Annotated in this window: 17 protein-coding genes and 2 pseudogenes; 13 read left to right on the forward strand and 6 right to left on the reverse strand. The window is 64.0% G+C overall.

Annotated elements, in window-relative coordinates:
* Positions 1 to 184: 184 nt before the first annotated feature.
* The gene (gene dnaA / locus THIARS_RS03120) at positions 185 to 1,618 is read right to left on the reverse strand and encodes a chromosomal replication initiator protein DnaA (RefSeq protein WP_222423024.1); all 1,434 of its coding nucleotides are present in this window, start codon (positions 1,616 to 1,618) and stop codon (positions 185 to 187) included.
* Positions 1,619 to 2,079: 461 nt separating this feature from the next.
* Between dnaA and rpmH the strand changes: the two genes are divergently transcribed.
* From rpmH to tatA, 6 genes are all read left to right on the forward strand, one after another.
* Positions 2,080 to 2,214, forward strand: coding sequence for a 50S ribosomal protein L34 (gene rpmH, locus THIARS_RS03125; RefSeq protein WP_094159431.1), 135 nt, complete (start codon positions 2,080 to 2,082; stop codon positions 2,212 to 2,214).
* Positions 2,215 to 2,411: 197 nt separating this feature from the next.
* On the forward strand, positions 2,412 to 2,843 hold the full coding sequence (locus THIARS_RS03130) for a ribonuclease P protein component (RefSeq protein ID WP_186436546.1): 432 nt from the start codon (positions 2,412 to 2,414) through the stop codon (positions 2,841 to 2,843).
* Positions 2,840 to 3,199, forward strand: a complete 360-nt coding sequence (gene yidD, locus THIARS_RS03135; RefSeq protein ID WP_094159433.1) for a membrane protein insertion efficiency factor YidD — start codon at positions 2,840 to 2,842, stop codon at positions 3,197 to 3,199. The genes THIARS_RS03130 and yidD overlap by 4 nt, the downstream gene beginning before the upstream one ends.
* A 69-nt stretch (positions 3,200 to 3,268) precedes the next feature.
* A complete protein-coding gene (yidC, locus tag THIARS_RS03140; RefSeq protein ID WP_094159434.1) occupies positions 3,269 to 4,942 on the forward strand; it encodes a membrane protein insertase YidC in 1,674 nt (557 codons plus the stop codon).
* A gap of 45 nt (positions 4,943 to 4,987) precedes the next feature.
* Positions 4,988 to 6,421: a tRNA uridine-5-carboxymethylaminomethyl(34) synthesis GTPase MnmE gene (mnmE, locus tag THIARS_RS03145; protein ID WP_094159435.1), complete on the forward strand. Its 1,434-nt coding sequence runs from the start codon at positions 4,988 to 4,990 to the stop codon at positions 6,419 to 6,421.
* Between the two features lie 87 nt (positions 6,422 to 6,508).
* Positions 6,509 to 6,766: a Sec-independent protein translocase subunit TatA gene (gene tatA, locus THIARS_RS19230; protein WP_094159436.1), complete on the forward strand. Its 258-nt coding sequence runs from the start codon at positions 6,509 to 6,511 to the stop codon at positions 6,764 to 6,766.
* 42 nt (positions 6,767 to 6,808) lie between these two features.
* On the opposite strand, the gene THIARS_RS03155 is transcribed toward tatA, so the two are convergent.
* Positions 6,809 to 7,816: a D-2-hydroxyacid dehydrogenase family protein gene (locus THIARS_RS03155; protein WP_094160593.1), complete on the reverse strand. Its 1,008-nt coding sequence runs from the start codon at positions 7,814 to 7,816 to the stop codon at positions 6,809 to 6,811.
* A 202-nt stretch (positions 7,817 to 8,018) separates the two neighbouring features.
* On the opposite strand from THIARS_RS03155, the gene THIARS_RS03160 reads away from it, so the two are divergent.
* The gene (locus THIARS_RS03160) at positions 8,019 to 8,585 is read left to right on the forward strand and encodes an SRPBCC family protein (RefSeq protein WP_094159437.1); all 567 of its coding nucleotides are present in this window, start codon (positions 8,019 to 8,021) and stop codon (positions 8,583 to 8,585) included.
* An 87-nt stretch (positions 8,586 to 8,672) separates the two neighbouring features.
* Here the strand turns inward: THIARS_RS03160 and THIARS_RS03165 are convergent, their stop codons facing one another.
* Positions 8,673 to 9,026 carry an ArsR/SmtB family transcription factor gene (locus THIARS_RS03165; protein ID WP_094159438.1) on the reverse strand — a complete coding sequence of 118 codons (354 nt, stop codon included), beginning with the start codon at positions 9,024 to 9,026 and terminating at the stop codon, positions 8,673 to 8,675.
* A 255-nt stretch (positions 9,027 to 9,281) separates the two neighbouring features.
* Here THIARS_RS03165 and THIARS_RS03170 point away from each other — a divergent pair, with 255 nt between their 5' ends.
* On the forward strand, positions 9,282 to 10,553 hold the full coding sequence (locus THIARS_RS03170) for an MFS transporter (protein ID WP_245845469.1): 1,272 nt from the start codon (positions 9,282 to 9,284) through the stop codon (positions 10,551 to 10,553).
* Positions 10,554 to 10,562: 9 nt separating this feature from the next.
* Here THIARS_RS03170 and THIARS_RS03175 read toward each other — a convergent pair whose 3' ends face one another.
* Entirely contained in the window at positions 10,563 to 10,847 is a 285-nt protein-coding gene (locus THIARS_RS03175; RefSeq protein ID WP_094160594.1) for a BTH_I0359 family protein, read from the reverse strand.
* A gap of 454 nt (positions 10,848 to 11,301) precedes the next feature.
* On the opposite strand from THIARS_RS03175, the gene THIARS_RS03180 reads away from it, so the two are divergent.
* Together THIARS_RS03180 and THIARS_RS03185 are read left to right on the forward strand one after the other, a co-directional pair.
* The gene (locus THIARS_RS03180) at positions 11,302 to 12,951 is read left to right on the forward strand and encodes an L-lactate permease (protein ID WP_094159440.1); all 1,650 of its coding nucleotides are present in this window, start codon (positions 11,302 to 11,304) and stop codon (positions 12,949 to 12,951) included.
* Positions 12,952 to 13,069: 118 nt separating this feature from the next.
* Positions 13,070 to 13,384, forward strand: coding sequence for a hypothetical protein (locus tag THIARS_RS03185; protein ID WP_094159441.1), 315 nt, complete (start codon positions 13,070 to 13,072; stop codon positions 13,382 to 13,384).
* 37 nt (positions 13,385 to 13,421) lie between these two features.
* Here THIARS_RS03185 and THIARS_RS03190 read toward each other — a convergent pair whose 3' ends face one another.
* Positions 13,422 to 14,426, reverse strand: coding sequence for an LLM class flavin-dependent oxidoreductase (locus tag THIARS_RS03190; protein WP_094160595.1), 1,005 nt, complete (start codon positions 14,424 to 14,426; stop codon positions 13,422 to 13,424).
* 273 nt (positions 14,427 to 14,699) lie between these two features.
* On the opposite strand from THIARS_RS03190, the pseudogene THIARS_RS19085 reads away from it, so the two are divergent.
* The 3 genes and pseudogenes from THIARS_RS19085 to THIARS_RS03205 form a co-directional block, all read left to right on the forward strand.
* Positions 14,700 to 15,422 (forward strand): annotated as a pseudogene (locus tag THIARS_RS19085) (cbb3-type cytochrome c oxidase subunit I); the annotation flags it as partial.
* A gap of 29 nt (positions 15,423 to 15,451) precedes the next feature.
* Positions 15,452 to 16,480 (forward strand): annotated as a pseudogene (locus THIARS_RS19090) (cbb3-type cytochrome c oxidase subunit I); the annotation flags it as partial.
* Positions 16,481 to 16,632: 152 nt separating this feature from the next.
* On the forward strand, positions 16,633 to 17,268 hold the full coding sequence (locus THIARS_RS03205; RefSeq protein ID WP_186436547.1) for a Crp/Fnr family transcriptional regulator: 636 nt from the start codon (positions 16,633 to 16,635) through the stop codon (positions 17,266 to 17,268).
* A gap of 19 nt (positions 17,269 to 17,287) precedes the next feature.
* Here the strand turns inward: THIARS_RS03205 and THIARS_RS03210 are convergent, their stop codons facing one another.
* The gene (locus THIARS_RS03210) at positions 17,288 to 18,634 is read right to left on the reverse strand and encodes a DUF3108 domain-containing protein (RefSeq protein WP_094159443.1); all 1,347 of its coding nucleotides are present in this window, start codon (positions 18,632 to 18,634) and stop codon (positions 17,288 to 17,290) included.
* Positions 18,635 to 18,774: the final 140 nt, after the last annotated feature.

Consider the following 18,774-nt stretch of genomic DNA (forward strand, 5'->3'; position numbering starts at 1 on the left):
TAGTAACAGGAGGAGGCTGTTTTGTGCGGATAAGTCATTTTTCTTTTATTTTTCAACAGCTTATACGTTATTTTCGTTGGGGACAAAACAGCCAGTTTAGGCGAGCGGAACAGAACAACTTGGGTCATGCCGATGTTTGGCATGACTTGTTCAACTTGGGCTCACAAACCATCCACAGCGTTGTTCAGCCTTTCAGCGTTTGCTCCAGGACGTGCAACTGCTGGTTGAGTTCCTGCAGACGTGTGCGTTCCTGTCCGACCTTGCGCACCGCGTGCAGCACGGTGGTGTGATCGCGCCCGCCGAACAACTCGCCGATCTCGGGCAGGCTTTTCTGCGTCAGTTCCTTGGCCAGGTACATGGCGATCTGGCGCGGCCGTGCGATGGAAGCCGGACGCCTCTTGGAGTACATGTCGGCCACCTTGATCTTGTAGAAGTCGGCCACGGTTTTTTGGATATTTTCGACCGAGACCTGGCGGTTCTGTAGCGAGAGCAGATCCTTGAGCGCCTCGCGCGCCAGTGCGATCGTGATCTCCTCGCCGGAAAAGCGGGCGTACGCCAGGATCTTGCGCAGCGCGCCTTCGAGTTCACGAACGTTGGAACGGACGTTTTTCGCCACGAAGAACGCGACATCCTCGCCCAGATTGACCATTTCGGCTTCCGCCTTGCGCAGCAGAATGGCCACGCGCATCTCGAGTTCGGGGGGTTCCAGCGCCACGGTCAAGCCGGAATCGAAACGCGACGTCAAGCGCGCGTCGATTTCCTGCAACTCCTTGGGATAAGTGTCGCTGGTGAGGATGATTTGCGAGCGTTTTGCCGTGAGGGCCTCGAAGGTGTAGAAAAACTCTTCTTGGGTTTTTTCCTTGCCGGCGAAGAACTGCACGTCGTCGATCAACAGCAGATCCAGGGAGTGGTAGTAGCGTTTGAATTCGTCGAAGGTCTTGCGCTGATAGGCCTTGACCACTTCGCTCACGAATTGTTCGGCCTGCAAGTAGCGGATGCGCGCTCCCGGGCGCGCGGCGAGCAGCGCGTTGCCGACTGCCTGCACGAGGTGGGTCTTGCCCAGGCCGACGCCGCCGTAGAGAAATAGCGGGTTGTAGGACTTGCCAGGGTTTTCCGAAACCTGAAGCGCCGCAGCGCGCGCCAGTTGGTTGGCCTTGCCGGGAACCAGGCTCTCGAAGGTCAGGCCGGGATTCAGGCGCGAGCGTTCGAGGGCCTCGATTTCGGGTGACGCGGCAGCGCCGCGGCCATCCTGACCCTGGTCGGCGGCCTTGTCTTGCGCTTGCTTGGCGCCGGCAAGGCTTTGGGAGGGGTCGCTTCCCGGCTGTCCATGACTGGCTTTGGCATCGGCCTTGGCTGCTTTCGGCACCGGCTTGTGGATGGTGAATTCCAGTTGCACCGGCCTTCCTGCAGCGCTTGCCAGAGCTTCGGCGATGCGGCTGCTGTATTGCGACCGCAGCCAGTCCATCTTGAAGCGGTTGGGAACTGACAGGATGGCCGTGGAATGGTCTTCGCTCCAGTTAGGCGGGGCGAGGGGTTTGATCCAGGCGGTGAATTGCTGGACGGGAATTTCGCTGGCGAGTTGTGTACAACAGGCTTGCCAGATGTGTTCGTGCGGCATGTGGAATCGTCGGATGTTGTGATTCGCCAGCGTCGAAGACTGTTTCGGCGCTGCGCCGGCTCTCGGTGCAGCGCTGTGCCGGGCCGTTCCAAGGCGTGAAGCGATGCTGGAACGGTGGCGCAAACTTGGCCTTGAGCAGGAATTATGGCTCTCCATTTTAGTCCAACACGCCAAGTTATCCACAGATTGGAGCCGTCGATGGAGGCTCAATTTTCCCTCGACCATTCGGCGGTTTCGCGTTTTCCGGGAGGCAGGAACGTCCTGGATCGGGCTGGGCCTAGAACACGCGAGCGCTCGCCGCCAACGCGGGCTGGATTGACATGGGGAGCTTAATTTGTTGAAATCGCATGTTTTTCGCAAAATCCTCGCGGCCGAACCGGCTTTGGGCGGGGTGAGCCAATGTCGTGCTGCGGCCTGGACCGACGGGCTACAGTACCGAGCAGCGCCCACAGAGCACCATCATGAAACGTACCTATCAACCTTCCAAGACGCGCCGCAAGCGCACCCACGGTTTTCTGGTGCGCATGCGCACCGTTGGCGGCCGCGCCGTCATCAAGGCACGGCGTGCCAAGGGTCGCAAGCGCCTGGCGGTCTGAGTTTTCCGGCGTCAGGCCGTCGCACATGCCACCCAGGGTTCATGCGGGGTGGTTTTTGCGCTTGTGCTTCGTCTCCATCTGATCGAGAGCGGCCGCGCATGGCGCATCCCCCCCACCATGTGTTGGCAGAGCCTGAAACCCTGCTGTTGCCCCTGAACCGGCCGGAGTCGTTTTCGGCCAGTTTGCGCGGGCCAAGCGTGCATGCCGAGGAATTTCGGCTTCACTTCCGCGACGCGCGTGAGCCCGACGTCGCAAACGAGGTCTTGCAGTCTTGCGGCCCGGCGGGGCGGATTTGCGTGTTGGGTTTCGTCCTGCCGAAGCGCTTGTGCAAGCATGCCGTGCGGCGCAACCTGATTCGTCGCGCGACGCGCGATGGCTTGCGCGAACATCTGCGCACGGTGCCGGATTGGCCCTCGGCACCGCCGCCCGTCCTGGTGCTCAAGTTGACGCGAAAATTGCCGGAAACCTTCGTCAGCGCCAGTTCGCCGGCTTTGAGCCGGTACGTGAAGGCTCGCATACAGGCGCTGCTGAATCTTTATGCACGACGTGGACGACTTTCCGCGACGTCCGCGCGGCCCGGGTTTGCGGACCAGGGGCCTTCGCAGATTCAGGCGGAGACGCGGCCATGAGATTCTTGCTCGTCGCCTTGGTGCGGGGTTACCAGCTGCTGTTCAGTTCTTGGGTGGGCGGCCAGTGCCGGTTCACGCCAACCTGTTCGCAGTTCGCCATCGAGGCCTTGCGTGAGCATGGCGCAGCGCGTGGAAGTTATCTCGGCGCCTTGCGCATCGCGCGCTGCAATCCGTGGTGCGATGGCGGACATGATCCTGTGCCGGGCGTGTTTCATTGGGCTGCTTGGCGGCGTTCGAATGCGCCGGACACAATGAACGAGGCAATGGATTTCGCGGCGGCTTCGAAGCCCGCCGAGCCTTGTTCCGAACCCGCGACGCCGCCGGCGCAAGATGCTGTCACACCGTCTCAGGTCTAATACACCGTTTGCCGCCGCGGCCAGCGCCGCGGCGGTCGCTATTCCAACTCCACTCCCGCAGGATTTCGCATGGACTTTCGCCGCTCCGTTTTGTGGGTGATTTTCACCATCTCGGTGATTTTTCTGTACAACTCCTGGCTGCGTTACAACGGCCAGAGCGGCTTGTTCGGCGAACCGGCGGCCGTCACGGCCAAGGCGCCCGCGACGGCAGGCCGCGCTGGAGACGTACCGACTCCGGCGCTGCAAACCCCGGTCGCCCTTCCAGGCGGAGCGACAGCCGCGTCCGTCGCTCCCGGAGTTGCTTCGGCACCGAAGGCGACGCTGACTTCCATCCGCACCGACGTGTTGGACATGAAGGTGTCGAGCGAGGGCGGGAACTTGGTCTATGCCAAGCTGCTGAAATATGCCAGCCACGCCGATGCCCAGGACGATCTGGTGTTGCTCGACAACAGCCCGAACAACATCTACATGGCGCAAAGCGGCCTTGTGGGGGGCGATTTCCCCAACCACAAGACGCCGATGACCTTGTTGCCCGGCCCGACCCAGATGGGAGGGGCCGATACGCTGACCGTGCGCATGCAGTCGCCGGTCGTGGGCGGCCTGCAACTCACGCGTAGCTACACCTTCAAGCGCGGCAGTTACGTGATTGCGGTGAGCAACGAGATCGTCAACAAGGGGACCACCCCAGCGACGCCGCAGCTCTACCTGCAACTGGTGCGTGACGGCAACGACCCGAGCACCGGCACGCACTTCTATCACACGTTTACCGGCCCGGCGATCTACGATAGCAAGGACAAGTTCCAGAAGTTCGAATTCAAGGACATCGGCGACCAGACCAAAATCATCAAGAGCGACGATGGTTGGCTGGCGATGGTGCAGCATTACTTCGTCTCGGCCTGGCTGCCCCATCCCGACAAGGGGCCGCGCGAGTTCTACCTGCGCAAGCTCGAACCCAACCTCTACGCCACAGGGGTGATGCTGCCGCTTCCCACGCTGGCGCCCGGGGCGCGAACGGTGCAGACCGACACGCTTTATGTCGGTCCGGAGATCGAGAGCCAGCTCCAGGGCCTCGCCCCGGGCTTCGAACTGGTGAAGGACTACGGCTGGGTGACCATCATCGCCAAGCCGCTGTTCTGGGTGCTGGAGCAGATTCACGCCGTGCTGCGCAACTGGGGCTGGTCCATCATCGCGTTGACGGTGCTGCTCAAGCTGCTGTTTTTCCCACTCACCGCGGCGAGCTACCGTTCGATGGCGCGCATGAAGGCGGTGGCTCCGCGCCTGAACGCGCTGCGCGAACGCCACAAGAACGACCAGGCGGCGATGAACGCGGCCATGGTGGAGATGTATCGCAAGGAAAAGATCAACCCGCTGGGGGGATGCCTGCCCATCGTCATCCAGATCCCGGTGTTCATCGCGCTGTACTGGGTGCTGCTTTCCAGCGTGGAACTTCGCGGCGCGCCCTGGCTGGGCTGGATTCACGACCTTTCGGCCAAGGATCCGTACTACATCCTTCCCGCCATCATGACCGCGACGTCTTTCCTGCAGGTCAAGCTCAATCCCACGCCGCCCGACCCGATGCAGGCGCGACTGATGTGGATCATGCCGGCGGCATTCTCGGTGATGTTCTTCTTCTTTCCGGCCGGCCTCGTGCTGTACTGGCTGACCAACAACTTGATCTCCATTGCCCAGCAGTGGTTCATCAACAAGAAGATGGGCGTGCCGGAATTCTCGGATCCCAAGTAAGCACGGCTTGACGACGCGGCTGCGCCGCGCGTCGTCATCGCTGCCATGAACCCGCTGGCCCGCCAGTCCGATCCGATCGCCGCCGTGGCGACGGCGCCAGGGCGCGGCGCCGTCGGCATCGTGCGTGCTTCCGGGCAGGATCTGTCCGCCTTGGTCCGCGCCTTGTGTGGCCGCGCCCTCGAACCCCGCCATGCGACCTTGCTGACGTTTCGCGATGCCCAGAACGGCATCATCGATACAGGGCTTGCGCTGTATTTTCCGGCGCCGCATTCCTATACCGGCGAGGACGTCCTGGAACTGCAGGTGCATGGCGGTCCGGTGGTTCTGCACCTGCTGTTGGGCCGGCTGTTGGCGTTGGGCCGTGCCATCGGCCTGCGTGCGGCGGAACCGGGCGAATTCACGCAGCGCGCATTTCTCAATGGCAAGCTTGACCTGGCACAGGCCGAAGCCGTGGCCGACCTGATCGACGCCACCACCGAAACTGCGGCTCGCGGCGCCGGCCGTGCGCTGGCCGGCGAACTGTCGAACCGTGTGCATGCGCTTGCCGAGGCCTTGCGCGAACTTCGCGCCCTGGTCGAGGCCACGCTGGATTTTCCCGAGGAGGACATCGACTTCATCCGCGCCGCAGGTGTCGCCGCGCGGGTGCAGGCCTTGGAGGCCCAGGTCGCCGAGGTCCTGGCGCGCACGCGTCAAGGCGCCTTGCTGCGTGAAGGCATCCGGGTGGTGCTGGCGGGTCAGCCGAACGTGGGCAAGAGTTCGTTGCTCAACGCCTTGGCGGGCGCCGAACTGGCGATTGTCACGGACGTTCCGGGCACCACGCGGGACCGCGTCAGCCAGGCCATCCAAATCGGCGGGGTGCCTTTGCACATTGTCGACACGGCGGGCCTGCGCGAGACGAGCGACACGGTCGAGAGCATCGGCGTGGCGCGCAGCTGGGACGCCATCGCCGAGGCCGATGCGGTGCTGTTCCTGCACGACCTGACGCGTTTGGAGAGTCCCGCCTATGCGCAAGCCGAGGCGCAGATCGCGCAAGCCGTGGCAGGGCATGCGCCGCGAGGCGCCACCTTGCTTCATGTGTGGAACAAGTCGGACGCGCTCGACGAGGCCGAGGCTAGAAAGCGTTGCCGCGACTTTGCGGCCGCCCAGGCTTGGGATGAAGCAGCGCAACCGGGTTTGCTGCTGTCGACGCGCACTCAGGCTGGGCTGGACGATTTGCGCCAAGCGCTCTTGGCGGCTTGTGGCTGGCAAGCGCTTCCCGAGGGGGTTTTTCTCGCCCGCACGCGGCATGTGCAGGCGCTGGCCGGGTGTGCCGAGCATTTGCAAACGGCCCGTAGGCTGCTTGGCGCGTCCTGCCCAGCGCTCGACCTCTTGGCCGAGGAACTGCGCCTTGCGCATCAGGATCTGATGGCGATCACCGGCGAAGTGACTGCCGATGCGCTGCTGGGCGACATTTTCGGCCGCTTCTGTATCGGCAAGTAAGACCCTGGAATTTGTGGGTTTTGCTGCGCTCTAATCAGGACCTGGGCCTTCGTCGAAAGGCGATTCTTCCCGAGGTGGGAGGCAACAATGGGTGAATTCAGTATTTGGCATTGGCTGATTGTTCTGGTGATCGTGGCGATGGTTTTCGGCACGAAAAAACTCAAGAACATCGGGACGGATCTGGGCCAGGCGGTGAAAGGCTTCAAGGACGGTATGCGAGACGCCGACCTTGCGGCAAATCCACCCGAACAAACGGCGGAGGCGCCGCGTCAAAGGCTCGTCCACGAACGCGACGGCGGAGCGAGCCGCGATCCCCAAGACACCAGCGTGAACGCGCCACACTAGGCGTCTGGTGGCGGCGGTCCGGGGTGGCTTGCGCAGACCGACTCAGCGCATGCGCTCGGCGGCTTTGGGGTTGATCAGACCGTCTGTATGTCCGTCGGCGAAACGCTTGATCGCTTCGAATGCCTGACCGAACAGGTATTCGTAGTTTTCCAGTTCCACATAGCCCACATGCGGGGTGCAGATGGCGTTTTCGAGCCGCAGCAAGGGATTGCCGCGCATGATGGGTTCGGACTCGAAGACGTCCACCGCAGCCATGCCGGGCCGACCCCGGTTCAGGGCCGCCACCAGGGCATCGGGCGCAATCAATTCGGCGCGCGCGGTATTCACGAGCACGGCCTGTGGCTTCATCAGCGTCAGATCCGCCAGGGTGATGAGGTTGCGGGTGTCTTCGTTGAGGCGCAGATGCAAGCTGAGAACGTCGCTATGCGTAAAGAGCGCTTCGCGGCTCTCGGCGATGTCCATGCCGTCCTCGGCCGCAGCGCGGCGCGAGGCGTCGCGTCCCCAGACCATCACGCGCATGCCGAACGCCTGACCATAACGGCTCACGATGCGCCCGATGCGACCGTATCCCCAAATCCCCAGGGTCTTGCCAGCCAAGCGCTGTCCGAGACCGAAATTCACCGGCATGGACAGTGACTTCAAGCCAGGCTGTTGCCACGCCCCTTGCTTGAGGCTGGCGACATATTGCGGAATGCGGCGCATGGCAGCCATGATCAGCGCCCAGGTGAATTCTGCGGCCGGAGCCGGATCTCCGCTGCCTTCGATGACGCCGATGCCAAGTTTTGTGCAGGCCTCGACGTCCAGGTGGGGGCCGGCGCGGCCGGTCTGCACGACCAATTTAAGTTTTGGGCATTTGTCCAAAACCGCGCGGTTGAGGGCGGTGCGCTCGCGGTTGAGCACCACGACCTGCGCATCGCGCAGGCGCACGGCAAGCTGGCCGGCGCCCTTGACGTTGTTATTGAAGACTTTGACGTCGTGACCGGCTAGATTGGTGAAACAGGCCAGCTTGCGCACGGCGTCCTGATAGTCGTCCAGGATCACGATGTTCATGGCGCAACTGTAGCGCGGTACGTGGCCCGGCGGTGGAATCATGGGCGCGATGGGCGATGCAAAACGCAACCCCATAAGCCCTGACAGGTTTTTCCCGAATTTTGCTGCACTGCAGCTTGAATGTTGAGATCCCCAGGGAATATAAGTACAAAACGATATTGCAGCACCCGCTGCACGCAACCCCAAGACTATCGAGGCCAACATGGACGTCCAAGGCAAACGCAACATTCCACTTACACCGGCCCAAACTTGGGAGGCGCTCAATGCGACGCAGATGCTGAAAGCCTGCATTCCTGGGTGCGAGTCCGTGACCCAAATCGGCGAAGGACAGTTCGAGGTCGTGCAGGTTCTCGATATCGCCGGCTACAAAACGCGCTTTTCGAGCACGTTGACGCTGGAGGACGTGAATCCGCCGCACAGCTATGTGCTGCGCTTCGAGGGCAATGGCGGCAACGCCGGGTTCGGCATCGGGCGTGCGCTCATCGCCCTGCAGCCCAACGATGGCGGCACGCAGATGAACTATCAGGCGAGTGCCGAGGTTGGCGGCGCGATCGCGCAGATGGGCCAGGCCGCTGTGGATCAGGCCGTCAAGGGCCTGATCGAGGATTTTTTCAACCGTTTTGAGCGCAATGTGCGCGGGGAAGCGGGCGTGCAGGCGCCGGGCAGCGTGGTCGAACGCCTGTGGTTCATGATGCCGCCATGGGCGTGGGCGATTTCAACCCTTGTCGCCGTTTTCATCATTTATTGGGGCTTGCACGGGACTTGGTAAGCGCCTTTCGAATGGGCTTCGACGCGCCGGTGATTCCCGCCCCGGCGGCGGCTGGCGCAGGACGCGTTGGGGTTGGGCGGCGTCGCGTCAGTCGGTCAACTCGCTGCACAACGCCTGCACGACGGTCCGTACCTGCGGCGTCTTGATGCGGTAGAGCATGAAGCGACCGCGCCGCTGCGCCGCAACGATGTTTTCGGTGCGCAGGCGCGAGAGTTGCTGGGATAGCGCGGCTTGACGCATGCCCACCTCGCGCTCCAGGTCGCGCACGCACATTTCACCGTCCATCAACAGGCATAGGATGGCCAGCCGCTCGCGGTGCGCCATGGCCTTGAGTACCCGCACGGCCGTGGCACCGGCATCTCCCCGCAAGATCTCGGCGCGGTGTGTGCCTGGGGACGACAGGTCGAGAACGTGTCCGGCGGATGTGACTGCAGTTTCCATGCGTCCTAGTCTATGGATTCGGCGCGCCGATGTTTTGATGCAGCACAAAGCTCATGCCCGGCCAGGGCATGATCCGTGCTTGACACAAGACGTTTCGCATGGCGCCGGATCGATGGCTGGGCGCCCGAAGGCCGGCATGGGGAGGCTGTCTGCAGCACAGGGCTCGCGCTGCTAGAGTGGACGGTGCCATCCTTGTCGTGTATGTCCAGTCCTCCAAACGCCACATCTCATCCGCCCTTGCGCCTTTCGTTGTCGATGTGGGCACTCGCGGCGGCGGCTTATCTGGCAGGGTTTTTCCTGCGTGTGACGCCAGGGGTGCTCAACGTGCCGTTGATGCGCGATTTCCACCTCAACGCGGCCCAACTAGGCAATCTGGCCTCGTTTTATTTTTATTTCTACGCCGCATCCCAGATTCCAACCGGGGTTGCGAACGATCGCTGGGGGCCGAAAAAGCTCATCGTATTCGGCACCTTCCTGACCGCCGTGGGGACGCTCCTGTTCGCCATGGCGCCCAACTACGCGGTGGCATTGTTGGCGCGCGGCATGATCGGCCTAGGGCATGGGGTGGCTTGGGTTTCTCTGCTGGAAATCGCGGCACGATGGTTTGCACCGCGCGTCTTCGGCACCATGTCGGGCTTGTCGCTGGGTGCTGGCACCTTGGGTGCCGTGCTTGCGCAGGCACCGCTGCTGGCAATGAGCCGCTGGTGGGGTTGGCGCGAATCCCTGGCCGGTGTCGGACTGGTTTGCCTGCTCCTGGCGCTGCTGGCTTGGCGTGTGATCCGCAATTCCCCGCATGAGCTTGGGTTTCGCGATTACCTCCCGGAGCGGACCCCAAGCTCGCTGGCCCAGGTTCTGCGTGGCTTGCGTGATGTCTGGGGTTGGCGCAACACAGCCTTGCTGTTCGTCGCCCCGAGCGGGATTTGCGGGGCCTTTCTCACCTTCACCACGCTTTGGGGAACGCCTTTCCTGGAGCAGCATCGGGGGATGAGCGGCCCGCAGGCTTCGTGGATGATTGCCGCGATGCTGGTGGCGTTCTCGGTGGGCGGCATGGCCTGGGGGCGTTTTTCGGATCGCCTCCATCGACGCAAGCTACCTTATGTCGTGGGCGGGGGCATGACCCTGGCTGGATTCGCGCTGCTCAGCTTATGGCCCCAGGCGCCGGGCGTGCTTCTGTTCGGCGTCCTGCTGGCCAGCGCCCTGGGTGCGGGCGCGATGGTGGTGGGGTTTGCCTGGGCCAAGGAGTCCGTTCCGCAGCATCTGGCCGGCACGGCAACCGGCGTGCACAACACGGGGGTGATGATCGGCGCGCTCGTCCAACTCCCTTTGCTGGGCTGGGTGCTCGATGCCCTGTGGGCGGGGCGTGCGTTGGGCGGCGTGCGCCAGTACGACGAACACGCCTTTCAGGTGGCTTTCGGCGTCTTGATGGTTTGGGTCGCTGTTGCGCTGGCGTGCGTGCTGGCGGCTCGGGAAACCCATGCCCGCCCCTACGCGAACCTGGTTCCGGTCCGTACCGAAGGGGCGGTTTGAACGCGACGCTCAGTGGGCGTGCAGATTCTGGCGCGACAAGGCCGAAAAACTGTCGAGGAATTCATCAATGTCGTCGGTGGTCGGCGACCCCGCCATCAGGTTTTGCACGCGCTGACGAAACCCGTCGGCAACCGGGCCTTCGATGAAAATTTCCTTCTGGGCAAATTTATCCACAATCTCGAAGCCACCATGCTGGGCGTCGGCGGCGCCGTCTTCGAAGGGCTGCTCGTTGTGGTGGGCCCAGTTGAGCTGAAAGACGCTGAATGCGTCGGAGTCATAGATCATGGTTTGCATGGCGAGCCTCGCGTTGAGATTTGCGGCAAAGTCCGAACGGTTCATGCACTGCGACGAAACCCGCCAATCAGCCCGATGAACATTCGTTTTCGAGTTTGATCAGCAGATAGGGACGAACTAGCAAGAATCAAGCCCGATCCGGATGGGGGCGCCGGCCAGTGTCTTTGTGCCCATAACGCAGTCGGCGACCCCCAGGTGCACAGACCGAGCGAGATCCATCGACATAACGACACAACAGCCATGTGTGTAATGCTGTGAATGGAGTTACTAAGTGTAAATACTGGTGCATTGTCTGACATCAGGTTGCCAGCGGACATTCTGGGGGGAACAATCTGCAACAACTGCCCATGGTTCAGCGCGCCAACACCCATTGGGGCCGAACCAAGATTCGGGCACGAGAACAATCAGGCACCCAGACCACGCCGGCCTTTCGAGCCGCCATCAGGAGACTTCATTGAACCCTTCGACCGCCTTGCCCGCGGGCATCGTTTTCACGCAACCGCTCACCCCCATTGCGGGCTCGCTACTGTTGTCCTTTCTGGTCGCGGCGATTCCCATCGCCGTGGCCCTGATCATGCTTGGCGTGCTGCGCCGGCCCGCCTGGCAGGCCTCGCTGGCCGGGCTGGTCACGGGCCTGGTCATTGCCGTCGGGGCCTGGGGCATGCCGGTCGGCCTAGCCCTCAACTCGGTGGCCGCGGGCATGGCGCTGGCGCTGATGCCGGTGATGTGGATCGTGTTCAATGCCTTGTTGCTCTACAACGTGGCCGTGAAGTCGGGTCGTTTCGAGCAGTTCCGGCAATGGATGCTCGATCACCTGCCGGACGACCGCCGCCTGGTGCTGCTGGTGGTGGCGTTTTCCTTCGGCTGCCTGCTGGAGGGGATCTCGGGTTTCGGCACGCCGGTGGCCATCACCAGCGCGCTGCTCATCGGCCTCGGTTTTCCGGCCCTCGAGGCCCTGACCTACACCCTGATCTTCAACACCGCTCCGGTGGCTTTCGGCGCCCTGGGCGTGCCCATCACGGTGCTGGGCGCCGTCACCAGCATGCACCCGGACACGCTGGGGGCGATGGTGGGGCGGCAATTGCCGTTCTTCGCGTTCCTGCTGCCGTTCTACGTGGTGGGGCTGTATGGCGGGGTCAAGTCCATCGCCAAGCTGTCGCCGGCCCTGGTGGTGTCGGGCGGCAGCTTCGCGCTCACCCAGTTCGCCACCTCCAACTTCATCAGCTACCAACTTACCGACGTGCTGGCCTCGCTGGTGTCGCTGATCGTCACGGTGGGTTTCCTGAAGGTCTGGAAGCCGGAGCCGGACCCCGCCTACACCGTGGTGCGCAGCCAGGCGCAGGCCAGTGGCGCGCAGCGCGTGGGCTATGGCGGCTGGATGCCGTGGGTGGTGGTCTCGGTGGTGGTGATCGTTTGGGTCAATCTCAAGCTGTTCACCATCGGCGAGGCCAAGGTGCTGTGGCCCGGGCTCGACAAGGCGGTCTTCATCAGTCTCTATAAAAAGCCTTACGTGGCGCTGTGGGATTTCCAGCCCATGGGTACCGGCACGGCCATCCTGCTGGCGGCCATCATCACCGCCGCATGGACCCGCACATCGGTGGCGGATTTCTTCGGCTGCGTCTGGAAGACCTGGGTGCAGACCCGCATCGCCATCATCACGGTGATGATGATCGTCGGCCTGGCCTTCCTGCTGAACTACTCGGGCATGAGCTACACCCTGGGGCTGGGCGTGGCGTCCGCCGGCGCGCTGTTCCCGCTGGTCTCGGCCTTCCTGGGCTGGATTGCGGTGTTTCTTTCCGGCAGCGACACCTCCGGCAATGCCCTGTTTGGCAACCTGCAGGTGGTGGCGGCCAAACAGCTGGGCCTCGACCCGGTGCTGATGGCGGCGACGAATTCCTCCGGTGGCGTGATGGGCAAGATGATCTCGCCGCAAAACATCGCCACCGGCGTGTCCACCACCGAACTCAAGGGCAAGGAAGGCCTGGTGTTCGCCCGCACCTTCTGGCACAGCGTGTTTCTCACGGCGCTGCTGGGAATCCTGGTGGTGTTGCAGCAGCATGTGATGCCCTGGATGATCCCCGCCCTGCCGACGCTGCATCACTGAGATGGGCGCCGGTTTGCCGGCGCCGGCGGGTCCGTGCTTCGGCCGGGTGGCGCCACGCGCGGGGTGGGCCGCTTGGCGGCGCGGATCGCGCAACCCAACCCGCGCAAGGAGAGTCGGCATGACGGACAAGGCGCAGGCGAAGGCCTCGGCGGAGATCATTGATGGCTGGCAATGCATCGGATGCGGCAAGATCGACGTGGATCGGCCTTGCCTTGGCGTCTGCCAGGACCGGCGCGTCAGGCTGGTTTACGCCGAGGATTACCTCGCCTTGGCGGCCAGGCTGGATCATCTGGAAGCGCGCAACAAGCGGCTGGAATCCCTGGCCAGGCGGGTCAAGCTGGCCAAGCCCAAGCCCTCGGCGTGGGAGCACTCCTACCGCGCGCTGCAGGAAGAGGCCATCCGTGTTCTGGCCGAGGACGATAGGCGTTCATGATGCCGGGCTTCAAAACCGGACCGGTGCGTCGTTGAAATCAGCCTGACCTCGCCGCCGCTGCGGCAATGTCGAGCGCGCGCAGCCGCAGGGCCGGGTCGAAGACGTCGCACACCAGCATGAATTCGTCGGCCTGGGTCGCCTCGGCCAAGGCGGCAAAGCCTTGGCGTACCGTGGCGGGACTGCCGATCACCGCGGCAGCCAGGAAGTCAGCGATGGCGGCGCGCTCCTGCGGCGGCAAGCGGGTCAGGAAATCCTGAGACGGCGGCTGCAGGCGGCGCCGTTCGCCCCGCAGAATGCCAAGAACGCGCTGGTAGGTGCTGCTGGCGAGGTATTCGGCTTCATCGTCGGTGGGGGCCGCGATCAGCGGCACGCCGATCATCACGTAAGGCTTGTCGAGCACGCTGGAAGGCTGAAAGCGCTGCCGGTAGAGCGCGATCGCCTGCAGTAAAAGACGCGGCGCGAAGTGCGACGCGAAGGCATAGGGCAACCCGCGCGCGGCCGCCAGCTGGGCGGAAAACAGGCTAGAACCCAGCAGCCAGATGGGGACGTTGGTCCCTGCCCCCGGCGTGGCCACCAGGCGCTGGCCGGGCTGCGCCGGGCCGAGCAGATGCTGGAGTTCGGCCACATCGCGCGGGAAGTCGTCTTCGGTTTCCACCCGGTCGCGGCGCAAGGCACGCATGGTCAGCCCGTCGGTTCCCGGGGCACGGCCCAGGCCGAGATCGATGCGGCCTGGATACAGCTCGGCCAGGGTGCCGAACGCTTCCGCGACGACCAGCGGCGCGTGGTTCGGCAACATGATGCCGCCTGAGCCGACCCGGATCTGCCGGGTGCCGCCGGCGATATGGCCGACCAGCACCGCGGTGGCGGAACTCGCGATGCCGGGTATGTTGTGATGCTCGGCCAGCCAGTAGCGCTTGAAGCCCAGCGATTCGGCATGACGGGCCGTGCGCAGGGCAAGGGACAGCGCTTCGCCGACCGTGCCGTTCTCGCGCACGGCAACCAGGTCGAGCATGGAAAGTGTGAGGTTCAAGGAGGTTTGCATGCGCGCCATTTTCATGCGTTGCCGCCGATCCTGCTCGTGGCGGCTGTTCCGGGCCTGGGCCGCAACGTCAAATTCCACAACTCTTTGATCTGGGTCACCCGGATCAGGCCTAACCCTTAGGCGGCAGCTGCGGGCGGACAACTACAAAGCTGGGAACCCTGCGCATGGCTGTGGCGTGGCAGCGGTGTCGCGCCATCTGCGCGATCGTCCGTGCGCAGCCAGCCGATGACTGTCCGTTTCCCGCCGCCATTAAATTAAAACGAGGAGTGCCCGATGAGCGCAGTGCTTGAGCCCGCCCACGCCCCGGCCCATGGTGCCGACCATGCCCACGACCACCCGCACGGGTGGCGGCGTTGGCTGTTCTCGACTAACCACAAAGACATCGGAACGATGTACTTGGTGTTCGCCCTTGCGATGTTGTTCGTCGGGGGCGCTTTGGCGATGCTCATGCGCGCCGAGTTGTTCGAACCGGGGATCCAGTTTCTGAATCCCCAGCTCTATCTGTCCTTTGCCACCATGCACGGCCTGATCATGATTTTTCTGGCCGTCATGCCCGCGTTGACGGGTCTGGCCAACTGGATGATTCCGCTGCAGATCGGCGCGCCCGACATGGCCTTCCCGCGCATGAACAACCTCAGTTTCTGGCTGCTCATCCCCGCTGCACTCCTTGGGGTGACGGCCCTTTTCGTTCCAGGCGGCGCTCCCGATACAGGTTGGACGCTCTACGCGCCGCTGACCATCCAGCAGGGCATGGGCATGGACCTGGTGATCTTCGCCGTTCACCTGCTGGGCGCATCGAGCATCATGGGCTCGATCAACATCATCGTCACCATCCTGAACATGCGCGCGCCGGGCATGACGCTGATGAAGATGCCGATGTTCGCCTGGACCTGGCTGATCACGGCCTATCTGCTGATCGCCATCATGCCGGTGCTGGCCGGGGCGGTGACCATGACGCTGACCGACCGTCATTTCGGCACCAGCTTCTTCAACGCCGCCGGCGGCGGCGACCCGGTGCTGTANCGATGTTCGCCTGGACCTGGCTGATCACGGCCTATCTGCTGATCGCCATCATGCCGGTGCTGGCCGGGGCGGTGACCATGACGCTGACCGACCGTCATTTCGGCACCAGCTTCTTCAATGCCGCCGGCGGCGGCGACCCGGTGCTGTATCAGCACATCTTCTGGTTCATGGGCCACCCCGAGGTGTATGTGCTGATCCTGCCCTCGTTCGGCATCATCAGCATGGTGGTGCCCACCTTCGCGCGCAAACCCCTGTTTGGCTACAGCTCGATGGTCTACGCCACGGCGTCGATCGCCATCCTGTCCTTCATCGTGTGGGCGCACCACATGTTCACGGCGGGCATGCCGGTCACGGGACAGCTGTTTTTCATGTACGCCACGATGCTCATCGCCGTACCCACCGGAGTGAAGATCTTTAACTGGCTGGCGACGATGTGGCGCGGCTCGATGACCTTCGAGACACCGATGCTCTGGGCCGTCGGCTTCATCAGCATGTTCCTGATCGGGGGCTTCTCGGGGGTTGCGGAAGCCGTGGCGCCGGTCGATACCCAGTTTCACAATACCTACCAAGTGATCGCGCACTTTCACTACACCATGGCGATCGGCGTGCTGTTTGCCATTTTCATGGCCTTCTACTATTGGTCGCCGAAGTGGACCGGCACCATGTACAACGAACGCGCCGGGCAGATCCATTTCTGGCTGACGATGATCGGCGCCAACCTCACGTTCTTCCCGCAGTTCTTCCTCGGTGCAGGCGGCATGGTGCGCCGCTATGCCGACTATCCGGTGCAGTTCGCCGACTTCAACATGATTTCGTCGATCGGATCGTTCATCTTCGGCCTGGCGCAGGCGTATTTCCTGTTCGCCGTGGTCCTGCCCGTGATCCGCCGGCATGGCCGGCCGGCGCCTCAGCGCCCCTGGGAGGGTGCGCATGGCCTGGAATGGGAAGTGCCGTCGCCGGCTCCTTTCCATACTTTCTCCACGTCTCCGCGCCTGGACGAAACGGCCACGAGGGTCCTCCACATCGAATGAATCGGCGGCGATGGTCGTCGCACGCCCCGGCCGCCTCGTCGAGCCGGGGTGTGCGCGTTCTTGCCGCGAAGCCCCGAGCCGCAGCGGCAATTTCCATCATGGCACCATCGCCCCAGGTTTGCACACGCTGCCCAATACGGACGGACTGTGAGTTGTCCAGCCTGCTGCGCGAAATGCGTCACGGCTGTGAGCCCGCCATCGCGGTTGACGACGTTTCCGCCGGGGCCCAGCTCCCCATCCATGCGGGCAGGCTGTATGCGCTGCGGTCCGGTGTCGTCAAGGAAATCTGGGCGGACGCCGCCGGTCGGGGCAGGGTTGTGGATTTCTGTTTTCCGGGCCATTTGATCGGCCTTGAGGCAAGCCTGGGTTTCGGCAGCCCGCAAAAGACGTATGCCAGCGTGCAGCGCGCCCGTCTTTGCAGCGCGACTTGCGCAAGGCCGGTGGGAGATCCGGGCAGCTTTCCGCAGGCGTTGTTGTCGTCCGTGCTTGCGCGCAGGATCGTGCCGGTCTATGCGCTGTCGTGGATGATCCAGGCCGATGCCGCGACGCGCGTGGCGCATTACATCGTCAAGGCCACCGGGCTGCATGGCGCCGGTCCGGGTGGGGGTCGTCATGTGTTGCCGCATATCCCGCGTCCCGATATCGCCGACTACCTGGGCTTGCGCCCGGAGTCGGTGAGTCGCGTGCTTTCGCGGTTTCGCAGCGCGGGGTGGATACGCGGAAAGATTGAGCGCATCGAGGTGACGAATCTGGATGCGCTCAAAGCCGTGAGTGTGCGGTCGGGCTGAGCGCGCGCGGCATCAGGGATTACTGACGTGCCTGGCTCAAGGTGAACAGCAGGAAGGTCTCGGCGTCTTGCTGCAGGCGGATTTGCACCGGCAGGTTCTGCAGGGCCGGGGCCAGCCAGACCTCGGCGCCCAGTTCGCCGTCGCGCGACGCATGGTCGAGGTGCCAGCAGCTCAAGGCGCCGATACCGGTCTTCACCGTTTCCTGGCCGGTGATGGTGAAGTCCCAGATGGTGGTGCCGCTGGGCCGCGCGACCTGGAACGCCAGGGTCTGGCCGGCGCTGAAGTGGGTGGGTTGGGTGCTGAGCAGATGGGCGAGCTGCATGAAGATGCTGGCGCTGTCCTGCAGATGGGCGGGTAGCGGCATCACGGTGCTGATGGCCGAGAAGCTGAGCGTGCCTTGATCGCGGTTGAAGTCGACCTCCTTGCGGCGGGTGAACACGCGTTCGACGTAGCGATCGGGTGCCAGCCAGTTGTGATCGATGCGTCCCGTGCTGGTGTATGCGAAGCTCACGAGCGCGGCGCCGGAGAGTTCGACGCGATAGCGATCGCCGTCGCGCACCCATTCCAGGGCGCCGTCGCCATGCAGTGGGCCGCGGTAATTTCCGGTGAGCACGTAGCGCAGCTCCGTGGATGGCGGCCAGCCGTAGGCATCGGGCTGCTGCGCTGCGGTTGAAGCCGAGGCGGGCGGCGCCGAAGCCGTCGGCGCCTGTGCGCGCGGCGAGGACCCGGGTGCGTATCCCGCTGGGGCGCCCGATGCCGCGCCCGCCCCGGCTTGCGCGCCGGAGGCGGCCTGCGTCTTGGGGCCGCCGGATGTCGCGGCCGACGGGATGCCCACCGCATGCCCTTCCGGCATGCGCGAGACGGCGACCTGGCCCGATGCATCATCTCCGCTGAGCGAATGGGCTTGAGGTTTCGGCGCCGAAAGAGGCATGGCCGGGCCCATGCCGGCGGTGGCTTGCGAGGAGGGCGGTCCGGGCCGGGCCGGTCGGGGCGCCGAGGCCGACGGCCGCGGCGGGCTTGGGGCTTGGGCGGGGGCCGATGCGGGGCGGGCTTGAGGGGTGTCGCTGAGGCGAAGCGCGGGCCTGTCGGAGGCCGCTGGCCGTCCGGCCGCCGGCGGGTGCTGGGGCGCGGCTTGCATGGCCGGTGCGGTCGGCTGAGGATGGGTCGTCGTCGGCTGCAAGAGGCGGGCGTAAATCGGCCGGGGCAGGCGGCCCGGCTCGATAGGCGTGAAGGCCTGGCCCAGCGCATGCAAGGCCAGGGCATGAAGCAAGAGCGCCAAGGCTGCCCAGAGCAAGGCCTGTTGCCAACCCGGCCCGGCTGGCGGCAGGGGGCGCGCAGGTGTCGCTGGCATCTTGCGTTTGGGCATGCCGCATTGTGCCGCGCCGCGCTCACGGCGCTTGACCTCGCGGGTTTTCGAAGCCCTCGCGCCATGCTGCGAGCGGCAACCCGTCCTGTGGCGAGTCGGACGGGCCCTAGCGGAACTCCGAGTTGCGCGCGAATGCAAGG

This window comes from Thiomonas delicata (assembly GCF_900088825.1).
Classification (GTDB): Bacteria; Pseudomonadota; Gammaproteobacteria; order Burkholderiales; family Burkholderiaceae_C; genus Thiomonas_A; species Thiomonas_A delicata.

Coding starts and splice junctions, on each gene's coding strand:
- dnaA (WP_222423024.1), bottom strand. CDS start 1,618: ATGCCGCACGAACACATCTGGCAAGCCTGTTGTACACAACTCGCCAGC.
- rpmH (WP_094159431.1), top strand. CDS start 2,080: ATGAAACGTACCTATCAACCTTCCAAGACGCGCCGCAAGCGCACCCAC.
- yidD (WP_094159433.1), top strand. CDS start 2,840: ATGAGATTCTTGCTCGTCGCCTTGGTGCGGGGTTACCAGCTGCTGTTC.
- yidC (WP_094159434.1), top strand. CDS start 3,269: ATGGACTTTCGCCGCTCCGTTTTGTGGGTGATTTTCACCATCTCGGTG.
- mnmE (WP_094159435.1), top strand. CDS start 4,988: ATGAACCCGCTGGCCCGCCAGTCCGATCCGATCGCCGCCGTGGCGACG.
- tatA (WP_094159436.1), top strand. CDS start 6,509: ATGGGTGAATTCAGTATTTGGCATTGGCTGATTGTTCTGGTGATCGTG.
- THIARS_RS03155 (WP_094160593.1), bottom strand. CDS start 7,816: ATGAACATCGTGATCCTGGACGACTATCAGGACGCCGTGCGCAAGCTG.
- THIARS_RS03160 (WP_094159437.1), top strand. CDS start 8,019: ATGGACGTCCAAGGCAAACGCAACATTCCACTTACACCGGCCCAAACT.
- THIARS_RS03165 (WP_094159438.1), bottom strand. CDS start 9,026: ATGGAAACTGCAGTCACATCCGCCGGACACGTTCTCGACCTGTCGTCC.
- THIARS_RS03170 (WP_245845469.1), top strand. CDS start 9,282: ATGTGGGCACTCGCGGCGGCGGCTTATCTGGCAGGGTTTTTCCTGCGT.
- THIARS_RS03175 (WP_094160594.1), bottom strand. CDS start 10,847: ATGCAAACCATGATCTATGACTCCGACGCATTCAGCGTCTTTCAGCTC.
- THIARS_RS03185 (WP_094159441.1), top strand. CDS start 13,070: ATGACGGACAAGGCGCAGGCGAAGGCCTCGGCGGAGATCATTGATGGC.
- THIARS_RS03190 (WP_094160595.1), bottom strand. CDS start 14,426: ATGCAAACCTCCTTGAACCTCACACTTTCCATGCTCGACCTGGTTGCC.
- THIARS_RS03210 (WP_094159443.1), bottom strand. CDS start 18,634: ATGCCCAAACGCAAGATGCCAGCGACACCTGCGCGCCCCCTGCCGCCA.